Raw genomic sequence first — 23,402 nt, 5'->3', positions numbered from 1 at the left:
GGACACCGGTCCGGTGTCCCTGTCGTTGCTGAAAGCGTGTTGTTCGTGTGGTGATCGTGTGCTGTCAGGTCGTTGCCGGACGGCCGGCTCGTCGGCGGATCCGGACGAGGACCACGTGCACCGCGCAGGCCACCTGGACCGCGACGTAGCCCAGTGCCACCGGCAGCAACGCCGCTCCGACCCCGTCGGGGTGCGTTCCGGTCGACGCCGGCACGAGCAGCGCGGCGACGAGCACGAGCAGTGCGCTGGCGGTGTGCAGCCGCGCGTACGCCATGCCGTGCCCGGCGGCCGTGCGCACCCCGAGTTCGTGCACGACGAGCAGCCGGAACGCCAGCCCGAGCAGCAGCAGCCGGAGCACATCGGCGGCCGCCGCATAGCCCGGTCCGAAGATCGACAGCCCCGGCCCGGCCAGCACTGCGCCCACGGCGAGCGCCGGCAGGAAGATCATCAGGAGGCGGCGGCGCGACGAGGACGTCAGCTCCGCCGCACGGTTGGGGGTTCGTGCCCAGCTGGCCGACAGGGAGTGCATGTAGTAGTTCGCGGCGGTCTCGATGACCACCGCGGCCTGCCACGCGATGAAGAAGGCCGCGCCGGACTCCGGCCCGAACCGCAGGATCACGACCAGCGGCACCTGGTTGAGCAGCAGGGTGTAGCCGACCTGCGCCGTCGCGGTCGGGCCGAGGAAGCCCACCACCTCCGACCGGCAGGGCATGGTCCCGCCCTCGGCCTGACGGGCGAAACGCCGCACGACCACCAGGAGGACCAGCGAGCCGACCCCGATCCACACCACGATGGGCCCGACCCACGACAGGACGACCCCCTGCGCGCCGAACGCCGTGCCCAGCACGACGAGCAGCGAGATCCGCACGACGGCGAACAGGCCGTTGCGCCAGACCGTCCACCAGGGTTTGCCGATCGCGACAAGGATGTAGTCGTGCACCACGAACACGCCCCACCCGGCGGTCGCGAGCGCGAACAGGCACATACCGACAGCCAGGGGTCCGTCCGCACCGGCGGCGGTGCGGGCGAGGTCGGGTACCGCGATGACGTAGCCGAGGCCGACGATCGCGGACAACGGCATGATCAGCAGCAGGCTGCGCCAGGCCAGCGGCTGGGCGTGGCGACCGGCGACCGGCAGCCAGCGGATCAGGCCGAGGCCGAGGTTCAGCTGGGTGATACCGGCGATCAGGATGAACGCCGAGACGACGGCGGCCGCGTGGCCGACCTCGGCCTGGGGCAGGAGGCGCGCGGCGATGAGCCAGCTCGCGAGCCCGGCGAGCGCGCCGAGCGCGGAGCTGATCGACAGGGCGAGACCCTCGCCGATCCCACCCGACGACTTCGTCCCGGCGTCTGCCGTCGTCGGCGGGGTCATCGGACCGGCGCCGAGGATCATGATCGGCTGGGTCTGCAGCTCGGCGATCGCCGACATACCCCGGTGCCCTGCCCTCGTCCCCGCCGTGCCGGGACGGGCGAGCGGGATGGGAACGGTCGCAGACAGATCCGGCTCGGTCGCGTGCGACTTGTGCCCTGTCACCGCGCCACGCCCTGCTGCACGGGCATGATCGGGGTGCGTCCACGGAGGATCGAGTCGGGTGTTCGGGCAGGAAGGTCGTAGCTGACGATGGGGCAAGACGCCGACGACCCGGCCGTCCAGGCACTGGTCGAGTTGAGGGCGGGCCTGGAACGCACGATCTCCGACTTGAGCACCGCCGCGGCTCGCGCGGACGAGCTGATCGAGCGGCGCGCGTCCGGCAGATCCTGGTACGACATCGTCTCGACCGAGGAACCCCCGCTCGTCATCGAGACGATCACCCGGGTGCTGGATGAGCTCGGTGAGCTGGGCAGCCGGTTCCGCCGCGAGGAGGCGCTCGCCCTGCAACGCGAGGACATCAACATCACCCGGATCGGAGAGCTGTTCCGGGTCAGCCGCCAACGGGTGTCGGCGCTCCTGCACGACCGGCCCACCCGTGCCCGGCGCGAGCCCTGACCACCCACCATCGCGGAACTCATCGGCACCGCCCCGTGCCGTTCCCCGCGGCTGCCGGCACCAGCGGATCACGGCGCGGCTCCCCGGCGGTGGTGCCGGGTTCCTGTTCCCACAGCATCCACGGCCGGTTGCCCGCAAGGTAGGCCGCCTCGAGCGCGTGCCGCTCCTTCACCGTGTCCGCGGGCTGCCAGAACCCGCGGTGCCGGTGGGCGAGCAGCTTGCCCTCCTTCGCCAACGAGGTACAGGCGTCAGTGATCAGATCCCCGCCGGACGGCAGGTGGTCGAAGATCTCCGGCCGCAGCACGAAGTACCCGCCGTTCTCCCACAACGGCATCTCCTGGAGCGGCAGGATCGCGGAAACCCGGTCGTCGTCGCCGACGTCCACGCAGTGGAACGCCGACTGCGGCGGCACCGCCAGCAACGCCGCCGCCGCGTCCGTGCGCCGGAACCGCGCCACCATCTGATCCAACGGCAGGTCGGTCAGCACGTCGGCGTAGTTGGCCAGGAACATCTCCTCGCCCGCCACATGCGGGCGCACGCGCCGCAACCGTTCCCCGATCGGCGAGTCCAGCCCCGTGTGGACGAACGTGATCGTCCAGTCCTGCACGTCCGACCCGAGCAGTCGCACGCGCCCGGACTCCAGGACGAAGTCGTTGGAGTCCGTCTCGGAGTAGGTCAGGAAGAACTCCTTGATGTGGTTCGCCCCGTACCCGAGGCACAGCACGAAGTCGGTGTGCCCGAAATGCGCGTAATAGCGCATCACGTGCCAGATCAACGGTCGTGGCCCCACCGGGTGCATCGGCTTGGGCAGGTCGGACACCCCGTCCCGCATCCGCATCCCGTACCCGCCGCAGAACAGCACCACCTTCACGAGTCGGCCCCGTCCCGAGTTCGCGCCACGACTCCGGCCCTGCCGTCCTCGCGCCCCGCGACCCGGCCCGGCCGAAACCCCCCGCCGCTGACGCTCATGCACACCCTCCGTCACGCACTGTGAGCGCAATACCTATTGCGCTCTCTCGTTAGCATGACGCGCACGGGTGCCCACGGGTTGCCTGCCCCCGCCGAATCGATCGGATCCGGTGCGCCGCGCCGTCGGCCGGCGGTGTCGAGGTGGCCCGTCGCGTCGTCCGCACCGGTGTCGACCTGGTCGACCTCGACCCGGGGCGCGCGAGCCCTACTCGTGCAGCAGCCGGTGCGCGGCCTGCAGCGCCGGCACCCACATCTCCTCGTTCGGCAGCGGCTCGCCGGGCACCTGCAGGCGGTTGGTGGCGAGCACGACGCTCGCCCGGTGCTCGGGCAGCACGGCGAGGGTGGTGCCGGTGAAGCCGGGGTGGCCGTACGCGGTGGTCGTGCAGGCGTCCACGGTGGTGGTCCAGGAGCGGTAGCCGCGCGATTGGCCCGCGTCCGGCCCGGGCGCCAGATAGCGGCCGATGCCCCGCCACGGGCCGTCGCCCGCGGCGGACGCGCACAGGGCGGTGCCGAGGCGTAGCAGGTCCTCGACCGTCGAGAACAGCCCGGCGTGCCCGGACACCCCGTGGAACGTGTGGAAGGCGTTGCCGTCGGCCACCTCGCCGACGATCACGTGGTCGCGCCAGCCGGTGAAGTCGGTGCGGGAGCGGGGCACCGGGTAGGGCTCGCCCGTGTCGAGCATCCGCTGCTCGATCGCGTCGCCGGTGCCGCTCGCGGCGACCTCGGGCCCGGTCGGCGCGCCGAACGCGGTCGCCTCCAGCCCGGCCGGGTCGAGCACGAGCTCCGCCAGCGCGGACGGCAGGGCGGCGCCCGCCGCGACCTCGACGACCTGCCCGAGCAGCATGAACCCGAGGTCGGAGTAGTGCCGCCCACTGCCGGGGGCGTAGCGCAGCGGCAGGGTCCGCGCGAGCCGGGCGCCCTCCTCGGGGCCGGCGGCGTCGCAGTAGGTGGGCCACCACTCCCACAGCCCGCCGCGGTGCAGCAGCAGGTCGTCGACCGAGACCGGGGGAGCGTCGGGGAGGTAGCGGTGCAGCGGGTCGGCCGGGTCGACGCCGAGCGCGGCGAGCGCGGTGGTGGTGAACGCCTTCGTGATCGAGGCGAGGTCCAGGCAGGTCGGCGCGGTCATCGGCAGCGGCTCGGCCACCGCGAGCACCTGGCGGTGCCCGGTCACGGCGAGCGCGTCGACGTCCGGCGCGCGCACGGCGAGGCAGGCGCCCGGCGGGCCGCCCGCCGAGGCGGTCAGCGCGTCGACGACGTCCTGGAGCATCACCGCAACGCCCCGGCCCGCGCCGCGACGTGGCAGGCCGCCCGGTGGCCCGGGCGGATCTCGACGAGCGGCGGGGGGTCGGCGCGGCAGACGTCCTCCGCCTTCGGGCAACGCGGGTGGAACGGACAGCCCGCGGGCGGCCGGACCGGGTCGGGCACCTCGCCCACCACGGTGGGGGTGAGCGGCTGGTCGAGCGTCGGGTCCGGAACGGGCACGGCGGCGCGCAGGCCGGCCGTGTAGGGGTGCAGCGGCTCGGAGAGCACCTCCCGCCAGCCGCCCTCCTCGACGATCCGCCCGAAGTACATGACGGCGACGCGGTCGCTGATCTGGCGCACCATCGCCATGTCGTGGCTGATGAACACCTGCGCGAGGCCCAGCTCGGTGCGCAGGTGCGCGAGCAGGTTCATCACCTCGGCCCGCACCGACACGTCGAGCGCCGACACCGGCTCGTCGAGCAGCAGCACCCGCGGCTCCGGCGCGAGGGCGCGGGCGATCCCGACGCGCTGGCGCTGGCCGCCCGACATCTCGTGCGGCAGCCGGCGGGCGAACGCGGCGGGGAGCCCGACGAGGTCGAGCAGCTCCTCAACCCGGCCGGGGCGGTGCAGGCCGTGCACGGCGAGCACCTCGTCGAGGGCCGCACCGACGGGCTGGCGCGGGTCCAGCGAGGAGAACGGGTCCTGGAAGACCATCTGGATGTGCCTGCGATGCGCGCGCAGGCGCTTGCCGCGCAGGGCGGTGAGGTCCACGCCGTCGAGCAGGACCCGCCCGTGTGTCGGGTCCTCCAGCCGCACCAGCACCTTGGCGAGCGTCGACTTGCCGCAGCCGGACTCGCCGACGATCCCGAGCGTCTCGCCGGGCCCGAGCGTGAACGAGACCCCGTTGAGCGCGTGCACCTGCGCGTCGGTGCCGCGCACCGGGAACCGCTTGACCAGGTCGACCGCTTCCAGCACTACGTCCACTCCTCGGCGGGCACCCAGCAGGCCGCGCGCCCGGCGCCCCGCTCCTGCAGCGGCGGCCGCTGCGCGCACACGTCCCGGGCCTGCAGGCAGCGTGGGCGGAACGCGCACCCGTCGACCCGTTCCGTGGGCAGCGGCGGACGGCCCGGGATCTGCGCGAGCGGGGGACGGGCGTCGTCGGCGGGGTTGGGCAGCGACGCGAGCAGCCGAGCGGTGTACGGGTGCTGCGGTGCGGCGAACACGTCGCGCACCGGGGCGTCCTCGACGACGTGCCCGCCGTACATCACCACCACCCGCTCCACGAGCCGCGCCACCACGCCCAGGTCGTGGGTGACCCAGACCGTCGTCATCCCCAGCTCGCGCTGCAGCTCGGCCACCAGCCCGAGGATCTGCTGCTGGATGGTGACGTCGAGGGCGGTGGTCGGCTCGTCGGCGATCAGCAGGGTGGGGCGCAGCGCGAGCGCCATCGCGATCACGACGCGCTGCCGCATGCCACCGGAGAACTCGTGCGGGTACGCCCGGACGGTGCGGGCGGGGTCCGGGATGCCGACGCGCGCGAACAGCTCGAGCGTGCGCCTGCGGGCCGCGGCGGCGTCCACGCCGTGCACGCTCATGACCTCGGCGACCTGGTCGCCCACCCGGATCATCGGGTGCAGCGAGGTCATGGGGTCCTGGTAGACCATCGCGATCTCGCGGCCGCGCAGCGCCCGCATCTCCTGCTCGGAGAGCGTCGCGAGGTCCTTGCCGTCGAAGCGGACGCTCCCGCGGGTGATCCGCAGCGGGTCGCCGAGCAGCCGCATCAGCGCGAGCATCGTGACCGACTTGCCCGAGCCGCTCTCGCCGACCACACCCACGGTCTCGCCGCGGCGCAGCACGAGGTCGACGCCGTGCACGATCTCGAGGTCCCGGGCCCCGACGGCGAGGTCCCGTACCTCCAGCACGGGCGCGCTCACGGTGCCCACCCGATTGCCAGCATGGTGGCTTTACTGGCACAACACGCCAGTATGGCCACCTTGCTGGCGTAGGGGTGCGGGGTCACCGGGCCACCTCCTCGCTCACCGTCAGGCGGAGCGCCTGCGGGGCCTCCGCCGGCTCGGGCAGGCGCAGCGGGCCCGCCCCCGGCGTGATCGTGCCCAGGATCCGGGGCGCTTTTGCGCCGGTGCAGCTCGGCAGGGTGGCCGGGAGGCCGTGCAGCGTCTGCCATCCGATCAGCGCGAACGCGATCGCCTCCTTCGCGTCCCGCGGCGCGCCCAGCTCGTCGGACGCCACGAGCCGGACGCCGGGCAGCTCGGCGCCGAGCATCCGCATCAGAGTCGGGTTGGCCGCGCCGCCGCCGGAGACGACGAGCGTGTCGACGTCCGCCGCGCGCACGGCGTCGGCGACGGTCCGCGCGGTGAGGGCGGTGAGCGTGGCGACGAGGTCGGCGGGCTCGATGCCCAGGAAGGGCTCGAGGTAGCCGTCGTGGAACAGTTCCTTGCCGGTGGTCTTGGGCGGCGGCAGCTGGTAGTAGGGCTCGGCGAGGAGCGCGGCGAGCACGCCCTCGTCCACGCGGCCGCGGGCAGCCAGCGCCCCGTCGACGTCGTAGCCGGCGGGGTGGGCGCCGGTGCGCACGACGGCGGCGTCGATCAGGGCGTTCGCCGGACCGGTGTCCCAGGCGAGCTTCCCAGGGAGGGTGATGTTGGCGATCCCGCCCAGGTTGAGCGCCGCGGGGTGGCCCGGCAGCCCGGCGAGCAGCAGCGTGTCGAGGTAGGAGACGAGCGGCGCGCCCTGGCCGCCCGCCGTGATGTCGCGGATCCGGACGTCGGCCACGACCGGCACGCCGAGGCGCTCGGCGATCCACGCCGGTTGCCCGATCTGCAGCGTGCCGAGGGCGCGGGTGCCCTCCACCCAGTGGTAGACGGTCTGGCCGTGCGAGCAGACCGCGTCGACGCGGGGCGCGGCGCCCGCGGCGTCGGCGAACGCCTGCCCGATGAGCGTGTCCAGCGCGCACACCTCGGCGAGCGTGGTGGCGGCCGGCGGCAGTGCCGCCCGCAGCCGGGCCCGCAGCTCGGGGGCGTACGGGGTGCTCGCGGTGGCCGTGACGTGGCCGTGGAGGACGCCGTCGCGCAGGGCGAAGTCGACGACGGCGGCGTCGATGCCGTCGTGCGACGTGCCGGAGATCAGCCCGAGGACCCTCACCGCTCCTCCAGGACGTCCCGGAGCCTGCCGCCGGCCGCGGCCAGGCGGGCGCTCGCCTCGTCGGGGTCCAGCCCGCGTTCGAGGTGCAGGATCGCGTGCTTCACCCGCATCCCGGTGGCGGCCAGCGCCTCCTCGGCCCGTTCCCGCGAGGCGCCGGTGACGGAGCGGACCATCCTGATCGCCCGTTCCCGCAGCTTCGCGTTGGTGGCGCCGAGGTCCACCATGAGGTTGCCGTAGGTCTTGCCCAGCTGCACCATCGTGATCGTCGAGAACATGTTGAGCACGAGCTTCTGGGCCGTGCCCGCCTTGAGCCGGGTGGAGCCGGCCACCACCTCCGGGCCCACAACCACCTCGATCCCGTGCTCCGCGGCCGCCGACAGTGCGGTGCCCGCGTTGCAGGACACCCCCACCGTCAGCGCGCCCCGCTCGCGCGCCTCGCCGACGGCCGCGAGGACGTAGGGGGTGCGCCCGCTCGCCGTGATCCCGACGACGGAGTCGGCGGGCCCCACGCCCTCCGCCGCGATCACGGCGCGTCCGGCGTCGGCGTCGTCCTCCACGCCCTCCTGCGCGGCGAACACCGCCGCCTCGCCCCCGGCGATCAGGCCGCGCACCAACTCGGGCGGTGTGCTGAAGGTCGGCGGGCACTCCGAGGCGTCCAGCACCCCCAGCCGGCCCGGGGTACCCGCGCCGACGTAGAGCAGCCGCCCGCCGTCGCGCATCCGCTGCGTCACCGCCTCGATGGCGGGGACGATCTGCGGGAGCGCGGCCCGCACGGCGGCCGGGACGGTGGCGTCGGCCTCGTTCATCAACGTGGCGAGCTCGGCGACGCTTGCGCGGTCGATGTCCGCGTACCGCGGGTCGGCGCGCTCGGTCTCCAACCCGGAAAGCTCGGTCACCGGCCACTCCCGTTCCGTGGGTCCAGGGCGTCGCGGAGGCCGTCGCCCAGCAGGTTGAGGCCCACGACCAGGGCGACGATCACCGCGCCGGGGGCGGCCATGGTCCACCAGGCGACGTTCACGAGCACCCGGGCCTCGAGGACCATCGCGCCGAGCGACGGGGCGGGTGGCGGGGTGCCGAGCCCGAGGAACGACAGCGACGCCTCGGTGAGCACCGCCCACGACAGCGACAGCGTGACCTGCACGATCACGATCGGCGCGATGTTGGGCAGCACGTGGCGGACCAGCGTGCGCAGCGGGGAGAACCCCAGCACGGTGGTGGCGCGCACGAAGTCGGCCTCCCGCAGCGAGAGCACCGGCCCGCGGGTGACCCGTACGAAGATCGGGGTGTAGACCACCGCGATGGCGACGGCCACCGTCAGCCAGGTCCGGGTGAACGCCGAGGCCAGCGCGAGCGCGAGCAGCAGCGGCGGGAACGCGAAGAGGACGTTGGTGACGCCGAGGACCGAGCGGTCCGACCAGCCGCGGAAGTACCCGGCGGCCACCCCGGCCGCCGTGCCCGCCACGGCGGCGATCGCCACCGCCACCACCGCGATCTGCAGCGACGCGGCCGCGCCCGCCGAGGAGCGTGCGAAGACGTCGCGGCCGAACTGGTCGGTGCCGAACCAGTGCGCCCCGGACGGCCCGGAGAGCCGCTCGGCGGGCACCTGGGCGAGCGGGTCGGGCAGCAGACCCAGCAGCGCCGCGAGCGCGCCCAGCACGATGATCCCGACGAGCACCGCGCCGGCCGCGCCGCTGCGGCTGGCGAGCGTGCGGCGCAGCAGCCCGCGCCGTCCGCTCGCAGCGGGCGCCTCCGTGGCGACGACCGTGCTCACGACGCGCGCACCCGCGGGTCGATCACCCGGTACAGCAGGTCGGTGCCGAGGTTGACCAGCACGAACGTCAGCGCGATGACGAGCACCGTGCTCTGCACCACCGCGTACTCCTTCTGCTGGATGCCGAGCAGCACCTGCCGGCCGATCCCGGGCACCGAGAAGATCTGCTCGACGACCACGGCCCCGCCGAGCAGGTAGCCGAATTGCAGGCCGGTCATCGTCACGATCGGCACGAGAGCGCCCGGCAGGACGTGGCGCAGCGCGAGCCGCTGCGGGCCGACGCCCTTGCCGCGCGCGGTGCGCACGTAGTCCTGGGAGCGCACCTCCAGCAGGGCGGACCGCGCGGTCCGCATGATCGGGGCGGCCAGTCCGAAGCCGAGCACGACGGCCGGCATGAGCAGTTGCTGCAGGTGCAGGCCCGGGTCGGCGGTCAGCGCGGCGAACTGCTCGGCGTTGGGGTTGTAGCCGAGGAACCGGGCCGAGAGGGCCAGCAGCGCCGAGCCCAGCAGGAACGCCGGCACGGACAGCCCGGCGAGCCCCACCGCCTGCCCGGCGGCGTCCCGCGCCGAGTTCGGGCGCGAGGCCGACAGCATGGCGGCGGCGATCCCGAGCACCAGCCCGATCACCAGCGACAGCACCGCCAGCTCCAGCGTGATCGGCAGCGCCGACGCCGTCATCTCGAGCACCGACTGGCCGGAGCGCTGCGAGGCGCCGAGGTTGCCGGTGGCGACGGCGCCGAGCCAGGACAGGAACTGGACGGGCAGCGGCTGGTCCAGCCCGTAGTAGGCCTCGAGCGCGGCGCGCTGGGCCGGGGTGAGCGCGGCCGCCTCGGTGCCGAGGCTCGCCGTGACCTGGTCGCCCGGGATCGCGCGCAGCATGACGAACACCAGCACCGCGACGCCGAGGAGGGTGGCGAGCGCCTCGAGGAACCGGCGGAGCAGGGGATGACGAACGATCATGACCCGCCGACGGTGGTCTCGCGCAGGTTCTTCAGCGAGCCGTTGGCCATCGGGGTGAAACCGCTGACGCCGGTGCCGGTGACCGTGTAGGTGTAGCTGGTGAAGAGCCAGACCCAGGCGGCGTTGTCCTCCAGCTCCGCCGACACCTGCTGGTAGATCGCCTTGCGCGCCTCGGGATCGGCGGTGGCCTTGCCCTGCTCGAAGAGCTCGTCGAGGGCGGGGGAGGAGTAGCCGGCGACCTTGTTGAAGTTGCCGGTGCTGGTGAAGTACCGCCCGTACATGCCGTCCGGGTCGGGACGGCCGCCGTTGAGCGCCACCGCGGTCTCGAAGTCGGCCGCCACCCAGCGGTCGACGTAGGCGCCGGACTCGAGCACCTCGAGGTTGAGCGTGATGCCCGCCTCGGCCAGCTGGGCCTGGATGTTGGTGGCCTCGTTGACCGACGTGGCGTACTCGCCCTGCGACACGATCGTCGACAGCGTCAGGCCGCCCGCGTGCCCGGCCGCGGCGAGGTGGCGCTTGGCCGCCTCGACGTCGCGCTGCGGGCACGGGCGCGCGTCCGGGTCGGAGCGGTAGGCGGGAGAGGTGATCGGTCCGGTCACCTCCCCCTCGCCCAGTGCCGCGGTGTCGAGCACCTGACGGCGGTCGATGGCGCACTGGATCGCCAGCCGCACGTCGAGGTTGTCGAGCGGCGACCGGCGGGCGTTGAGCTGCAGCACGTGGTAGGACAGCTGCGGCGTCTTCGTCACGGTGAGGCCCGACCCCTCGGCGCTCTGCGCCACGAGCGGGTCGTCGAACACCGCGAAGTCGATGTTGCCGGACTGCATCGCCGAGACGATCGAGGTCTCGTCGGGGATCACCCGGAACTCCAGCGTCGGCACGCGCGGCGCGCCGCCCCAGTAGGCATGGTTGGGCGACAGCGCGATCGACTGGTCCGGCGTGCGCTGCGCGAGCGTGAAGGGGCCGGTGCCGTTCGGCGTCTCCTGGAGGGCCTGCTCGGTGGCGTCGCTGGGCAGCATGGCGAGGTTCACCGAGGCCAGGGCGGACAGGATGCCGGCGTCCGGGCCGGAGAGGGTGAGCACGAGCGTGGCCGGGTCCGGCGCCTCGACCGAGGCGACGGCGCCGAGGCTCGCGGCCGACACGGCGCCGGTGGCCTCCTCGCGGATGCGGTCGAGCGATGCCTTCGCGTCGGCCGAGTCGAAGGCGCTCCCGTCGGCGAACGTGACGCCGCTGCGCAACGCCATCGTGATCGTCAGGCCGTCCTCGGACACCTCCCAGGACTCGGCCAGACCGGGCACGACCTCGAGGTTCTCGTCCAGCTCGGTGAGCGTGCCGTAGAGCTGCTCGAGCACCTGGACGGCCTGGAACTGGGTGGCCTTCCAGGGGAAGAGGGTGTCCGGGTCGGACGTCGCCCCGACCACCAGCCCCCTCGGCTCGCCCCCGGAGGAGGCGCCGTCGCCGCCCCCGGAGCAGGCGGCGAGCAGCACCGCTCCCGCCACGACCACCGCACCCAGCCGTCCACGCATGGCGGCTACCGGATCACAGCCGCCGCGGGGAGGTCAAGAGTTTCCATGAACGGCGATGCAGAAGTAACAAAATGCCGCGGAGTGCCATACTGCGGCGCGTGAGCGTCCTGGTGCGGATCCGGTCCGTCGCGCCCTCGCTGCGACCCGCGCAGCGCCGGGTGGCCGACGAGGTGCTGCGCGACCCCGCGGGCACCGCGGAGCTGCCCATCGGAACGCTCGCGCAGCGGTGCGCGACGTCGGCGGCCACGGTGATGCGGTTCTGCCGGTCGGCGGGCTTCCAGGGCTACCCCGAGCTGCGGCTCGCGCTCGCCCGCGAGACCGGAAACCGGGCGGCGACCGACGGCGCCGTGCTCTCCCCGGACATCGACCGCGACGACTCGCTCGCCGACGTCGTGGCGAAGATCGCGTTCAGCGACGCGGCCGCCGTGCAGGACACCGCCGCCAACCTCGATCTCGACGCCCTCGCCGCGGCCGTCGACGCCGTGGCCACGGCGCGCCGGATCGACGTCTACGGCATCGGGGCGAGCGGGTTCGTCGGCCAGGACCTGCACCAGAAGCTGCACCGCATCGGGCTGCTCGCCTTCGCCTGGCCCGACCCGCACGCCGCGCTCACGTCGGCAGCGCTGCTGGACGACGACTGCGTCGCGATCGGCATCTCGCACACCGGGTCCACGGTCGACACCGTCGACGCGCTGCGCGCCGCCCGGGAGTCGGGCGCGCGCACGATCGCGATCAGCAACTTCGTGCCGTCCCCGCTCACCGCCCACGCCGACCTGGTACTCACCACCGCCGCCCGCGAGACGACCTTCCGCTCCGGTGCGATGGCGAGCCGGATCGCCCAGCTCGCCGTGATCGACTGCCTGTTCGTCGGCGTGGCCCAGCGCTCGTTCGACCGGACTACGACGGCCCTGAACCGCACGTACCGCGCCGTCCGGTCGCGGCGGCTGATGGAGGAGTAGCCCCTGTCGGCCCCCCGATCGGCGAGTCCCGCGTTTCGCGGTCGGAGATGCGCGTTCTGCTGGGTGAGCGCGACGAGCCGTACGAGGCGGTCCCCGAGAAGCGGTGAGGTGCTGCTCGGGCGGGTTGATCACGGCGAGTGGTACGTGGCTGCTGGTGGCGCGACGGTGTGGTGCTTCTCGGGGGCGGGTGGCGCAGGGGCGGGCTGGTGATCGCGACGAGTCGCACAGGGCGGTCCTGGGGGGCGGCGGGGTGTCGCTCGAACCGAGCAGCACCTCGCAGCAGGTCCCGAGACAAAGCGGTACTGCTCGAGCCGCGGGTGGCTTGGCGGTCAGGTCGGTGGGGACGGCGAGTCGTATGAGGCGGTCGTCGGGGGAGCCGTGGGGTGCTGCTCGGGCGGGTTGCTCGCGGTGAGCAGTACGTCAGTGCTGGTGTCGCGACGGTGCAGTACTTCTCGGCCCCGGAGCACGGCGGGCGGCTGGTGATCGGCAGGCATCGGCGATCGACAAGCGAGGTGGCGATCGCACCGAGCCGTACAAGGCCGTCCCGCGGCAGCGGCAACGTGCTGTTCGGGCGGGTTGATCGGTGAGCAGTACGTGGCTGCTGGTGTCGCGACGGTGTGGTGCTTCTCGTGGGCGGGTGTCGCAGGGGCGGGCTGGTGATCGCAGGCGGCCCCGGGGAGCGGCGATGTGCTGCTCGAACGGATCTTGGTTGTTGATCGAACTGAGCAGTACGTCGCGGTGGATGGCGCGACAGTGCTGTACGGCTCGAGCGGTGGGTGCGACGGGGGCAGGTCGGTGGGCGCGCCGAGTCGTACGGGGTGGTCGTCGGGGGAGCGGTGAGGTGCTGCTCGGTCGGGTTGATCGCGGCGAGCAGCACGGGGCTGCTGGGATCACGACGGTGCGGTACTGCTCGTGCCGAGCGGGCGGCCGAGGCAGGACGGTGAGCAGGGCTGCCGCGACAGCCTGGTATAGCTCGCCGCCTCAGCCGGGGCGGGCCGCCAGGAGGACGGGGCAGGGGGCGTGCTGCACCGCGCTGCACCCCACGAGCCCGACGCGGGCGGGGATGCGGTGGCGCGGGCCACCGAGGACCAGGACGTCGGCGTCGAGCCCCTCTCCCACGAGCTCGTGGGGGTGCACCCGCAGCAGGCGGGGGGTGACGGTGAGGCCGGGGGCGTCGGCCGCGAGCTGCGCGACGGACGCGTCGAGGACCTCGTGACCGCGGGCAAGCGCGTCGGTGAGTCCGACGCTGCGTTCGCCGAACGAGAGCGGGACGCAGTGCACGGGCGCGACGGTGGCGCCGAGCTCGGTGGCGACGAAGGCGGCCTCGGTGAGGACGCCCGCGTCGGCCGGCAGGTCGCGGACCGCGGCGACGACGCACCCGGTGCCGCCCGGCCCGTCGCCGGGCGGGCCGACGACGAGGACGCTGCGCCCGGCCAAAGCGGCGACGGTGACGAGGCGTTCCTCGGGGCTGCCGGGTGCGGGCTCGAGCCGCACCTGCCGCTTGGTCCGCCGGCACGCCCCCGCCACCCATGTCGGCACTTCCGGCTCGTGTGCCATGACGACGAGTGGCTCGGCGGGTCGCGGCGGGGCGGTGGGCGGGGCGAGCGCGGACATGCGCTGGCTCATCCAGGGCTCCCTCTCGGCGACTGGCTCGCTCGCTGAGCGACGGTGCTCCAGTCCTGCCCGTTCGACCAGGCCGCCCGCACTACTTCACCCGGAAGGGCGATCCCTATGCGGTGAGCTCCCGCAGGTATGCGAGGTCGTCGGTGAGCCGTTCCCGCAGGGGCAGGGCGGTGGCGAAGTCCTCGAGCGACACCCAGCCCTCGTAGCCGACGCCGGCGAGCGCGTCGAACAGCCGCTGCAGGGGGGCCGCGCCGGTGCGCAGCGGCGCCCACTCCCAGCTCCACGGCGGGGACGCGCCGGGTGCGGGTGCGAGCACCGCGTTCTTGACGTGCACGTGGGCGAGGTGCTCGCCGAGGATCTCCAGGCTCCACGGGTCGAACTCGTAGCCCTCGCGCACCATGTTGCCGACGTCGTGGATGACGCCGACGGCGCGGGGGTCGACGCCGTCGAGGAAGCGGGCGGCCGCGGAGGCGCTCGCGATGATCGACTGGTGGTGCAGTTCGAGCAGGGCCTGCACGCCGTGGCGCAGTGCGAGGTCGGCGACGGCCCGGTACTCGTCGCGGCGCCGCGCGAAGGTCTCGCGGTAGCCCTCCGGGCCGGGCGCCCCGACCTGCACCCGCATCCGGGGCGCGCCGAGCGCCGCGGCGCCGCGCATGAGGCGCTCGACGGCGTCGAGGTCGTCGCAGCGGGCGTAGGGCCCGATGGCGGGGACGGTGAGGCCTGCCGCGCGGGTGAGCTCCGCGATCCGCGGGGCGTCCTTCTCGAAGGTGGCCGCTTGCAGGGTGCAGCGGTTGCCGCGCCAGAAGCCGGGCGGGTCGTCGGTGGCCGGGTCGTCGGCAACGCGCCACTCGATGCCGTCGAAGCCGAGCGCCGCCACTTCGCCGAGGGCTTCCTCGGGCGTCCATTCCGGGAGGCTCACCGTGCAGACGGCGATCTTCATGCCGGCGAGTCTCCCACCGCCCGGGCAGGCGGGGGAGGTGGGAGAGATCACTCACAGGGGCCCGGATCCCCCGCGTGGGTGGCCCGTGGTGGTCACTCCTTGCGCGCCCCACCCGTGCGAGCGATGATCGGCGACACCGACCGGAGGCATGTGGTCGCGCAGCGTCAGCATCGTTCTGGGGAGGCGTCATGTCGGGGGACCACGACTATTCCGGTGATTACGGGTACGACCTCGCGCACGAGGTGAACGCGGCGCTCGCCGAGATCCCGCGCCCGCGCCGGGCGACGTCGGTGCCGGTCGTCAGCGCGTCCGCGGCGATCCATGGGGATCTGCACGGCGACCTCGGCTACGACTCGGCGCACGAAGGGGGCAGCTGACTGAGGTGACTCTCAGGTCCTGCCTCAGCTGGCTCTCAGGTCCCGGTGCGCGTGCGGCCCTCGGCGGCGAGGCGGTACCGCAGCTGCTGCTCGCTGAGCTCGTCGAACTCGCGGGGTGTGAGGTAGACGGTGCGCAATCCGTCGCTGACGCGGACGATGTCCCCCCGCTCACCCTCGGGTGCGGGTTGCCCGAGTGGGTTCTGCAGCAGGCGGGTGACCTCGAGCGGCGGCCCGCTCACGTGCCGCTCGCGAGGCGCGGCCGGCCCTCGGATGTCGTCTGGGTGAACGGCACATAACCATTCTGCACCGCCTGGACGAACCGTTCCGCAGCGCAACGGCTGCTGCGGCCCCCGCCGCGTCGAGGGTCGGCTGGATCCGGCTAACGTCGATCAGGACCCGCTCGATAGCTGGATGCCGCGTGCTGCGGTAGGGCGCAGGGCGGCGACGGTGGAACCGGTGCCGCGCGCGCCGCGAGGGGGGAGAGGGACGAATTGTCTTCAACCGGCTGTGACGTCTTGATCGTTGGAGGAGGGCCGGCCGGGTGCATCCTGGCCAACCGTCTGAGCGCCGACCCGTCGGCGCGGGTGATCCTGCTGGAGGCCGGTGGCACGGACCACTGGTGGGACCTGCGGATCCAGCTGCCACTCGCGATGGGATTCCCGGTCGGCCACCGCTCCTTCGACTGGCGCTACGAGTCCGAGCCCGAGCCGAACCTGGGCTCGCGCAGGCTGCACCACCCGCGCGGCAAGGTCCTCGGCGGCTCGAGCAGCATCAACGGGATGCTCTACGAGCGCGGCCACCGGGGCAGCTACGACCGGTGGGCCGAGGAGGCGGGCTCGCCGGAGTGGGACTACGACCACTGCGAGCCCTACTTCCGGCGGCTCGAGGGCTGCGTGGGCGAGCCGCGCGGCACGGGCCGGGGGCGCAGCGGCCCGCAGTCGCTGCAGCGCGGCCCGGCGGAGGGCCCGATCTTCGACGCGTTCTTCGAGGCCGCGCAGCAGGCCGGGTACAAGGTCGTCCCCGACGTCAACGACGACGCGCAGGAGGGCTTCTCGCCCCTGGACCAGGCGGTGCGGGGCGGCAAGCGCGCGTCCGCGGCGGCGGCCTACCTGCACCCGGTGGAGAGCAGGCCGAACCTGGAGATCCGCACCCACGCCACGGTCAGCAAGGTGCTGTTCGAGGGCACCCGCGCGGTGGGCGTGCGCTACCGGGACAAGGACGGGGAGACCCACGACGTCCGCGCCGCCGAGACGATCCTGTCCGCGGGCGCGATCGGCACGCCGCAGATCCTGCAGCTGTCCGGCGTCGGCGACGGCGAGCACCTGCGCAGCCTGGGCATCCCGGTGGTGCACCACCTGCCGGGCGTGGGCGAGTCGCTGCAGGAGCACCTCGCCGTGCACGTCCAGCACAAGTGCATCCAGCCGGTCTCGATGTCGGACATCCGCAACAAGGCCAAGTGGCCGGGCGTCGTGCTCGACGCGCTGGTGTTCGGCAAGGGCCCGGGCACGCGCAACCCGATGCAGGCGGGCGGGTTCGTCCGCAGCGACTTCGCCGAGGGCGACGAGCCCGATCTCATGTTCCTGCTCGCGCCGCTGGCCATGAACAGCTCCGAGGAGTCGGTCGAGGTCACCGCGCACGGCTACCAGATGCACGTGGGCGTGATGCGGTCGGAGGCGCGCGGCTCCGTGAAGATCGCCTCGCCGATCCCGGCCGTGCACCCGAAGATCCTCGTGAACTTCCTGTCCGACCCGAAGGACCGCCCCCGCTGGATCAACGCACTCCAGCGCGCGCGGCACCTGCTCGGGCAGCCGGCGTTCCGCGACCTCGACGGCGGCGAGACGCTGCCGGGGCCCGGTGTGCGCAGCGACGAGGAGATCATGGCGTGGGTGCGGCGCACCGGCCGCGTGGGCTACCACCCGGCGTGCACCGCGGCGATGGGGCGCGGCGAGATGTCGGTGGTCGACCCCGACACCATGCGCGTGCACGGGGTGGACGGGCTGCGGGTCGTCGACGCGTCGGTGATGCCCTCGCTCACCAACGCCAACACGCTCGCGCCCACGATGATGATCGCGGAGAAGTCCGCCGACATCATCCTCGGCAACGCCCGGCTGCTGCCGCGGCGCCCGCAGCGCCCGCGCCTGGTGGCGCCGCCCGAGGAGCCGCTCGTGGCGTCGCAGGCTGCGCCCCGGTCCGCGTCGCAGTCGGCCCTGCAGCCCACCCCGCTGCCGTCGGGGGCGGCGTTGTTCGCCGAGAAGTGAGCGGCCCGCGGTCGAAACCGCGACCGTAAGCGTTTGCGTTCTTGACACTTGCTGCAATGGTTTGCAGGCTGTGCTCAGCCGGCGGACGGGAGCAGCATGGCGGTCACGATCCACGACGTGGCGAAGGGCGCCGACGTCTCGGTGTCCACCGTGTCGCGGGCGTTCACCATGCCCGACATGGTGAACGCCGCGACGCGGCGCAAGGTCCTGCAGGTGGCCGAGGAGCTCGGCTACCAGCCCAACCGCGCCGCGCGCGGGCTCGTCACCGGCAAGACCGGCAACATCGGCGTGGTCGTGCCCGACGTCGCCAACCCGTTCTTCTCGGCGATGCTCAAGGGCTGCACGGCCCGGGCCCGCGAGGTGCGCCACGTTGTCTTCCTCGCCGACGCCGCGGAGGACCCGCGCGTCGAGGCGGAGGTGGTCGGAGCGATGGCGAAACAGGTCGACGGCGTCGTCCTGTGCTCGCCCCGCATGCACCCCGACCACTTGGCGCGGCTGGTGGGCACCACCCCGCTCGTGCTGATCAACCGGGACGAGGCCGGGCTGCCCGCCGTGCTCATGGACTCCGCCGACGGCGCGCGCCAGGCCCTCGAGCACCTCGCCGCGCTCGGCCACCGGCGGGTGGCCCACCTCGCCGGACCCGCCGCGTCGTGGGCGGGGGAGCAGCGGCTCGTCGGCCTGCGCGCCGCGGCGCCCGTCTGCGAGGTGGAGACGATCGAGCTCGGCCCGTTCCCGCCCACGTTCCAGGGCGGCGTGCAGGCCGCCGACCTCGCGCTCGCCCGCGGCGTCACCGCGATCCTCGCCTTCAACGATCTGATGGCCGTGGGCGTGCTGAACCGGCTGGCCGCCCGCGGCGTCGCCGTGCCCAGCGACGTCAGCGTGGTCGGCTACGACGACATCGAGATGTCGTCGATGACCACCGTCCCGCTCACCACGGTGCGGATGCCGATGGAGGCGGGCGGCCGCGCCGCCGTGGACCTGTTGCTGGACAACCTGGACGCCGGCGCCGATCCCGACGCCACCCCCACCCGCCGGTGGCTGCCCACCCAGCTCATCGTGCGGTCCACCACCGCGCCCCCGTCGCAGGACGCCGCCGCCCGCGCGCTGGCGGGCCGCTGACCCGAATGGATCTTCCCCGCATGCCCCGTCTCGGCTTCGCCGCGCTCGCCGACCTGCCCGCCGCGCACCGCCCGCTCGTCGACCCGCGCGCGCTCGGAACCGGCATCGTGCACCTGGGCATCGGCGCGTTCCACCGCGCCCACCAGGCCGTCTTCACGGAGGAGGCGGTGGCAGCCGCCGGTGGTGACTGGGGCATCTGCGGGGTCACCCAGCGCAGCCGCGGCGTGATCGACCAGCTCCGTCCGCAGGACGGCCTCTACGCGGTGCTCGTGCGCGGGGAGCAGACCTCCGTGCGGGTGGCCGGAGCCGTGCGCGACCTGCTGTTCGCCGCGGAGGAGGGGGAGCGGTTGCAGGCCCTGCTCGCGGCGCCCGCCACCCGCCTCGTCACGCTCACCGTCACCGAGAAGGGCTACCGGCACGACCCGGCCACGGGCAGGTTGCGCCTGTCCGACCCGGACGTGGCCGCCGACCTCGCCGGGGGCGCACCCCCGCGCACCGTGGTGGGGCAGCTGGTGCGCGGGCTGCAGGCCCGCCGGGCCGCCGACGCCGGGCCGATCACCCTGTTGTCCTGCGACAACCTGCCCGCCAACGGCGAGGTGCTGCGTGGGCTGGTGAGCGACTTCTGCGCCGCCCTCCCGGCCGCGGAGGGCGAACCGCTCGCCGCCTGGATCGGCGAGTCGGTGTCGTTCCCGTCCTCGATGGTCGACCGGATCGTCCCTGCCACCACCGACGACGACCGCGCCGAGGCCGCCCGCCTGCTCGGGTTCTCCGACGAGGGCGTGGTCGTCACCGAGCCGTTCCGACAGTGGGTGGTGGAGGACCGCTTCGCCGCCGGACGCCCGGCGTGGGAGCGCGCCGGGGCCGTGCTCACCGGCGACGTCGCGCCGTACGAGGCGATGAAGCTGCGGCTGCTCAACGGCAGCCACTCCACCCTCGCCTACCTCGGCGCGCTGGCCGGGCACGAGCACGTGGCCGACGCGATGGCCGACCCGGGCATCGCCGGGGTCGTCGCCCACCTCATGGCCGACGACGTCGAGCCCACCCTGGCCGTGCCCGACGGGTACGACGTGGCCGCCTACCAGCGCGAGCTGATCGAACGCTTCCACAACCCGGCGCTGCGCCACCGCACCGTGCAGATCGCGATGGACGGCACGCAGAAGCTCCCCCAGCGGCTGCTCGGCACGATCCGCGACCGCCTCGCCGCCGGCGCCGAGCCGCGGTGGGCCTGCCTGGGCGTGGCGGCGTGGATGCGCTACGTCTGGACCGCCCCGGCCGTCGACGACCCGATGGCCGACCGCCTCCGCACGCTCACCGCTGACGCCGCCACGCCCCGCGCGGTGGTGGAGGCCCTCCTGTCCCTCGAGGAGGTCTTCGGCGCAGAGCTGCCCGCAGACGGGCGGTTCCGCGACCTGGTCACCGACTCCCTCGAGGCGCTGATGAAGGGCGGCGTGGCGGCGGCCACGGCCGGTTGAGGCGGCCGCCCCCGAGGTTCAGGAAAGCCACATTGAGGGCCGGAGAGGCCTGGAATGTGGCTTTCCTGAACTCCCGGCCGCGGCCAGCAGCGCGGTGCGGTCGGGGCCCGGGAGCGGGTAGCGCGGCGCGTCCCCGCCGGCGGTCCACACCCGCTCGATCGCGCCCGGCCGCGACAGCACCTCGCCCGGGAGCGCCAGCAGGCCGGCCACCTCCAGCAGCATGCGCAGCACAGTGGGGTCGTTGCGCGTGCCCGCCGTCATCGCCTTCACGAGCGCCCAGGACTCGTCGCGGGCCGCGGGAACCCCCGTCCGGTCGCTCTCGAGCTCCGCGAAGCGGGCGCCCGACGTGCGCACCGTGGCCCGGTACCAGGGCTCGACGCTCTCCGCGGTGTCCTGCGCCCACCGCAGCGCCACCTCCACCGGGTCGGCGCCGCCGGCCGCGCGGAGCAGCTCGCGCAGCCGCACCGCGTGCAGCAGCCCGATGGACGCGCCACGCCCCAGCGACGGGTTGGTGAACGCCGCCGCGTCCCCCAGCGCCAGCACCCCGGTGACGACCGGCCGCCCGTCCACCACGAGGCGGCGCAGGCGGTCGCCGATGCCGCCGAACGCGTCCACGCCGGTGATCGGTTCGGCGTCGATCCAGTGCGCGGCGAGCGGGTAGCAGCGCATCGCGGCCGTCCACGACCCGGGATCGCGCAGCGCCCGCAACGGCTTGTCGCGGGCGCTCCCGACGAACGTCACCGACCAGGTGCCGTTGTCCGCGGGCAACGTCAGGATCGAGACGGAGTCGTACCACTGCTGCACCGGCCCCCGGATCTGCGGGAGCGGGCCCGTGAAGTGCCGGGAGTAGTAGACGAACCCGCCCTCCTCCTGCTCCTCGGCGGGCGGCTCGGCACCCAGGTCGGTGAGCAGCGCGGGCAGCGGTGAGCCGCGGCCGCTCGCGTCGACGACGAGGTCGGCGCGCAGCTCCTCGCCGTCGCCGGCCCGCGCGCCGGCCACGTGCGGCACCGCCGGCAGCACCGCCTGCCCGGTCAGCAGCGCCCGCACCGCGCTGCCGCGCCGGACCCGCACCCCCGGCTCCGCCGCCGCGGCCCGGGCCACCACCGCTTCCAGCACGGGCCGGCGCGCCGTGAGCGTCGCGAACCGGTCGTCACCGTCGCCGATGCCGCCGGTCACGGCCGCCGGCAGCGCCGCAAGCACGTCGTAGCGCAGCGCCCCGGCCGCGACCAGCGCGTCGGCGACGTCGGGCAGCTCGGCCTCCAGCAGGTGGCGGAACCGCGGCTGCATGAAGTGCGGCAGCCGGAACTGGGCGCACCCGCGCCGCTGCCAGTCCTCCCACGCGGTGGCAGGCTCCGGCGGCTCGGCCGGGTCGCGCTCGACCACCGTGACCCGGTGGCCGTCGCGGGCCAGGAGCATCGCGGCCAGCAGACCGTTCAACCCGCCACCGACGACGAGGACGTGCCGGGCATCCGGCATGGCGCACCTCCCTGCCCGCCTGTGAGCAGGAGGACGCCCTGATCAAGCCCGCTGATACGAGGGCCTCCCCGGGTGGTACAGGAAAGCCACATTCAAGGCCTCTCCGGCCCTGAATGTGGCTTTCCTGAACTTCCGGGGGGCCTACCCACGCGGGGCGTAGGCCGTCCGCGGGATCGTGACCGAGAGGTCGACGGCCGTCTCCTGGGCCTCCTCGAGCCCGAGCTGGCCGTTCGCCACGAGCTGGGCGAGGTAGCCGCTGTCGACGCGGCGGGCCAGGTCGTGGCGGGCCGGGATGGAGGCGAAGGCCCGCGTGTCGTCGACGAAGCCCGCGGTGTTGTAGAAGCCCGCGGTCTCGGTGACGGCCTCGCGGAAGCGCCGCATGGCGTGCGGGCTGTCGAGGAACCACCACGGCACGCCGAGGCGCATCGACGGGTAGACGCCGGCCAGGGGCGCGAGCTCGCGGGAGTAGGTGGTCTCGTCGATCGTGAAGACGACGCACCGGAAGGCGGGGTCGGTGCCGAACGCCGACAGCATCGGGTGCAGCCCGCGGACGAAGTCGACGGGGAGCGGGATGTCGAAGCCCTTGTCGGGGCCGAACCGGTCGTGGACCTCGGGGTGGTGGTTGCGCAGGACGCCGGGGTGGATCTGCATGACGAGCCCGTCGTCGCGGCTCATGCGGGCCATCTCGAAGAGCATGTGCGCGGCGAAGGCGTCGGCGGCGGCCGGTTCGACCGCCCCGGAGAGGGCGGCGGCGTAGATGCGCTCGGCGTCGGCGCGGTCGAGCGGGGTGGTGTCGGCGGTGGTGTGGCCGTGGTCGGTGGCCAGCGCGCCGTGGCGGCGGAAGTACTCGCGCCGCTGTTCGAGGGCGGCGAGGTAGCCGGCGTAGGTGTCGATGCCGATGCCCGCCACCTCGCCGAGCTCCTCGACGTCCTGCTTCCAGCGTGGCTGGCGCAGGTGCACGAGCGCGTCGGGGCGGAAGGTGGGCACGACGCGGCCGTCCCAGCCGGACGCGGCGATCGCGGCGTGCGCGTCGAGGCTGCTGGAGGGGGCGTCGGTGGTTGCGAGGATCTCCAGCTTGAACCGGTCGAACAGCGCCCGCGGCCGGAACTCGGGCTGCGCGATGCACGCGGCGATCCGGTCGTAGATCGCGTCGGCGGTCTCCTCGGAGGGCTGCACGTCCACGCCGAACACGTCGTGCAGCTCCTGCTCCAGCCAGAACCGGCTGGGGGTGCCGCGGAACAGGTGCCAGCCGGCGCAGAAGCGGCGCCAGATCGCGCGGCCGTCGGTCTCGACGGGGCCGCCGTCGCGGCGGGGCACGCCGAGGTCCTCGAGCTGCACGCCCTGGGAGACGAGCATGCGGGTGACGTAGTGGTCGGGCACCACGAGCAGCTGGGCCGGGTCGGGGAACGGCGCGTCCTCGGCGAGCACGGACGCCTCGACGTGGCCGTGCATGCTGATCAGCGGCAGGTCGCGGACGACGGCGAAGATCTCGCGGGCGATCGCGCGCACCGCGGGGTCGGTGGGCAGGATGCGGTCGTCGTCGAGGACGAGCGGGCGCGGGGCCATCG

The 23,402-nt window shown here is 73.9% G+C and carries 22 protein-coding genes; 7 read left to right on the top strand and 15 right to left on the bottom strand.

Features of this window, described 5'->3' with window-relative positions; genetic code table 11:
* Positions 1 to 64 precede the first annotated feature (64 nt).
* The gene (locus ACFPL3_RS37770) at positions 65 to 1,429 is read right to left on the bottom strand and encodes a lipopolysaccharide biosynthesis protein (protein WP_343944777.1); all 1,365 of its coding nucleotides are present in this window, start codon (positions 1,427 to 1,429) and stop codon (positions 65 to 67) included.
* Between the two features lie 192 nt (positions 1,430 to 1,621).
* Between ACFPL3_RS37770 and ACFPL3_RS37765 the strand changes: the two genes are divergently transcribed.
* Complete coding sequence (locus ACFPL3_RS37765) at positions 1,622 to 1,987, top strand: hypothetical protein (RefSeq protein WP_343944776.1); 366 nt, start codon at positions 1,622 to 1,624, stop codon at positions 1,985 to 1,987.
* 19 nt (positions 1,988 to 2,006) lie between these two features.
* On the opposite strand, the gene ACFPL3_RS37760 is transcribed toward ACFPL3_RS37765, so the two are convergent.
* From ACFPL3_RS37760 to ACFPL3_RS37720, 9 genes are all read right to left on the bottom strand, one after another.
* A complete protein-coding gene (locus ACFPL3_RS37760; protein ID WP_343944775.1) occupies positions 2,007 to 2,858 on the bottom strand; it encodes a sugar phosphate nucleotidyltransferase in 852 nt (283 codons plus the stop codon).
* 303 nt (positions 2,859 to 3,161) lie between these two features.
* A complete protein-coding gene (locus ACFPL3_RS37755; RefSeq protein ID WP_343944774.1) occupies positions 3,162 to 4,223 on the bottom strand; it encodes a serine hydrolase domain-containing protein in 1,062 nt (353 codons plus the stop codon).
* Positions 4,223 to 5,173, bottom strand: a complete 951-nt coding sequence (locus ACFPL3_RS37750; protein WP_343944773.1) for an ABC transporter ATP-binding protein — start codon at positions 5,171 to 5,173, stop codon at positions 4,223 to 4,225. The genes ACFPL3_RS37755 and ACFPL3_RS37750 overlap by 1 nt, the downstream gene beginning before the upstream one ends.
* Positions 5,173 to 6,132, bottom strand: coding sequence for an ABC transporter ATP-binding protein (locus ACFPL3_RS37745; RefSeq protein ID WP_343944772.1), 960 nt, complete (start codon positions 6,130 to 6,132; stop codon positions 5,173 to 5,175). The genes ACFPL3_RS37750 and ACFPL3_RS37745 overlap by 1 nt, the downstream gene beginning before the upstream one ends.
* A gap of 82 nt (positions 6,133 to 6,214) precedes the next feature.
* Positions 6,215 to 7,357, bottom strand: a complete 1,143-nt coding sequence (locus ACFPL3_RS37740) for an anhydro-N-acetylmuramic acid kinase (protein ID WP_343944771.1) — start codon at positions 7,355 to 7,357, stop codon at positions 6,215 to 6,217.
* Complete coding sequence (gene murQ / locus ACFPL3_RS37735) at positions 7,354 to 8,253, bottom strand: N-acetylmuramic acid 6-phosphate etherase (RefSeq protein WP_343944770.1); 900 nt, start codon at positions 8,251 to 8,253, stop codon at positions 7,354 to 7,356. Before murQ ends, ACFPL3_RS37740 begins: the two co-directional genes overlap by 4 nt.
* On the bottom strand, positions 8,250 to 9,128 hold the full coding sequence (locus tag ACFPL3_RS37730) for an ABC transporter permease (protein WP_343944769.1): 879 nt from the start codon (positions 9,126 to 9,128) through the stop codon (positions 8,250 to 8,252). Before ACFPL3_RS37730 ends, murQ begins: the two co-directional genes overlap by 4 nt.
* Complete coding sequence (locus tag ACFPL3_RS37725; protein ID WP_343944768.1) at positions 9,125 to 10,087, bottom strand: ABC transporter permease; 963 nt, start codon at positions 10,085 to 10,087, stop codon at positions 9,125 to 9,127. Before ACFPL3_RS37725 ends, ACFPL3_RS37730 begins: the two co-directional genes overlap by 4 nt.
* Positions 10,084 to 11,610 (bottom strand): ABC transporter substrate-binding protein, encoded by a 1,527-nt coding sequence (locus ACFPL3_RS37720; RefSeq protein WP_343944767.1) that lies wholly within the window; start codon positions 11,608 to 11,610, stop codon positions 10,084 to 10,086. Before ACFPL3_RS37720 ends, ACFPL3_RS37725 begins: the two co-directional genes overlap by 4 nt.
* 98 nt (positions 11,611 to 11,708) lie before the next feature.
* Here ACFPL3_RS37720 and ACFPL3_RS37715 point away from each other — a divergent pair, with 98 nt between their 5' ends.
* Both ACFPL3_RS37715 and ACFPL3_RS37710 read left to right on the top strand, forming a co-directional pair.
* On the top strand, positions 11,709 to 12,569 hold the full coding sequence (locus tag ACFPL3_RS37715; RefSeq protein ID WP_343944766.1) for a MurR/RpiR family transcriptional regulator: 861 nt from the start codon (positions 11,709 to 11,711) through the stop codon (positions 12,567 to 12,569).
* A 383-nt stretch (positions 12,570 to 12,952) separates the two neighbouring features.
* A complete protein-coding gene (locus ACFPL3_RS37710) occupies positions 12,953 to 13,156 on the top strand; it encodes a hypothetical protein (RefSeq protein WP_343944765.1) in 204 nt (67 codons plus the stop codon).
* Between the two features lie 394 nt (positions 13,157 to 13,550).
* Here ACFPL3_RS37710 and ACFPL3_RS37705 read toward each other — a convergent pair whose 3' ends face one another.
* Together ACFPL3_RS37705 and ACFPL3_RS37700 are read right to left on the bottom strand one after the other, a co-directional pair.
* Positions 13,551 to 14,195 carry a universal stress protein gene (locus tag ACFPL3_RS37705; RefSeq protein ID WP_343944764.1) on the bottom strand — a complete coding sequence of 215 codons (645 nt, stop codon included), beginning with the start codon at positions 14,193 to 14,195 and terminating at the stop codon, positions 13,551 to 13,553.
* 103 nt (positions 14,196 to 14,298) lie between these two features.
* Positions 14,299 to 15,132 (bottom strand): sugar phosphate isomerase/epimerase family protein, encoded by an 834-nt coding sequence (locus tag ACFPL3_RS37700; RefSeq protein ID WP_343944763.1) that lies wholly within the window; start codon positions 15,130 to 15,132, stop codon positions 14,299 to 14,301.
* 188 nt (positions 15,133 to 15,320) lie between these two features.
* Between ACFPL3_RS37700 and ACFPL3_RS37695 the strand changes: the two genes are divergently transcribed.
* Positions 15,321 to 15,509 (top strand): hypothetical protein, encoded by a 189-nt coding sequence (locus tag ACFPL3_RS37695; protein ID WP_343944762.1) that lies wholly within the window; start codon positions 15,321 to 15,323, stop codon positions 15,507 to 15,509.
* Positions 15,510 to 15,544: 35 nt separating this feature from the next.
* Here the strand turns inward: ACFPL3_RS37695 and ACFPL3_RS37690 are convergent, their stop codons facing one another.
* Positions 15,545 to 15,748 carry a hypothetical protein gene (locus ACFPL3_RS37690; RefSeq protein WP_343944761.1) on the bottom strand — a complete coding sequence of 68 codons (204 nt, stop codon included), beginning with the start codon at positions 15,746 to 15,748 and terminating at the stop codon, positions 15,545 to 15,547.
* A gap of 252 nt (positions 15,749 to 16,000) precedes the next feature.
* On the opposite strand from ACFPL3_RS37690, the gene ACFPL3_RS37685 reads away from it, so the two are divergent.
* From ACFPL3_RS37685 to ACFPL3_RS37675, 3 genes are all read left to right on the top strand, one after another.
* On the top strand, positions 16,001 to 17,767 hold the full coding sequence (locus ACFPL3_RS37685) for a choline dehydrogenase (RefSeq protein WP_425564221.1): 1,767 nt from the start codon (positions 16,001 to 16,003) through the stop codon (positions 17,765 to 17,767).
* 96 nt (positions 17,768 to 17,863) lie between these two features.
* A complete protein-coding gene (locus tag ACFPL3_RS37680; protein ID WP_343944759.1) occupies positions 17,864 to 18,886 on the top strand; it encodes a LacI family DNA-binding transcriptional regulator in 1,023 nt (340 codons plus the stop codon).
* Positions 18,887 to 18,906: 20 nt separating this feature from the next.
* Positions 18,907 to 20,358 carry a mannitol dehydrogenase family protein gene (locus tag ACFPL3_RS37675; protein ID WP_343944758.1) on the top strand — a complete coding sequence of 484 codons (1,452 nt, stop codon included), beginning with the start codon at positions 18,907 to 18,909 and terminating at the stop codon, positions 20,356 to 20,358.
* Between the two features lie 18 nt (positions 20,359 to 20,376).
* Here ACFPL3_RS37675 and ACFPL3_RS37670 read toward each other — a convergent pair whose 3' ends face one another.
* Together ACFPL3_RS37670 and uxaC are read right to left on the bottom strand one after the other, a co-directional pair.
* Positions 20,377 to 21,834 carry an FAD-dependent oxidoreductase gene (locus ACFPL3_RS37670; RefSeq protein ID WP_379590590.1) on the bottom strand — a complete coding sequence of 486 codons (1,458 nt, stop codon included), beginning with the start codon at positions 21,832 to 21,834 and terminating at the stop codon, positions 20,377 to 20,379.
* Positions 21,835 to 21,975: 141 nt separating this feature from the next.
* Complete coding sequence (uxaC, locus tag ACFPL3_RS37665; RefSeq protein ID WP_343942686.1) at positions 21,976 to 23,400, bottom strand: glucuronate isomerase; 1,425 nt, start codon at positions 23,398 to 23,400, stop codon at positions 21,976 to 21,978.
* Between the last annotated feature and the right edge of the window lie 2 nt (positions 23,401 to 23,402).

Origin of the sequence: Pseudonocardia zijingensis, from assembly GCF_042657305.1 — a bacterium.
Lineage (GTDB): Bacteria > Actinomycetota > Actinomycetes > Mycobacteriales > Pseudonocardiaceae > Pseudonocardia > Pseudonocardia zijingensis.
This window is presented reverse-complemented; position numbering and strand designations above follow the sequence as displayed.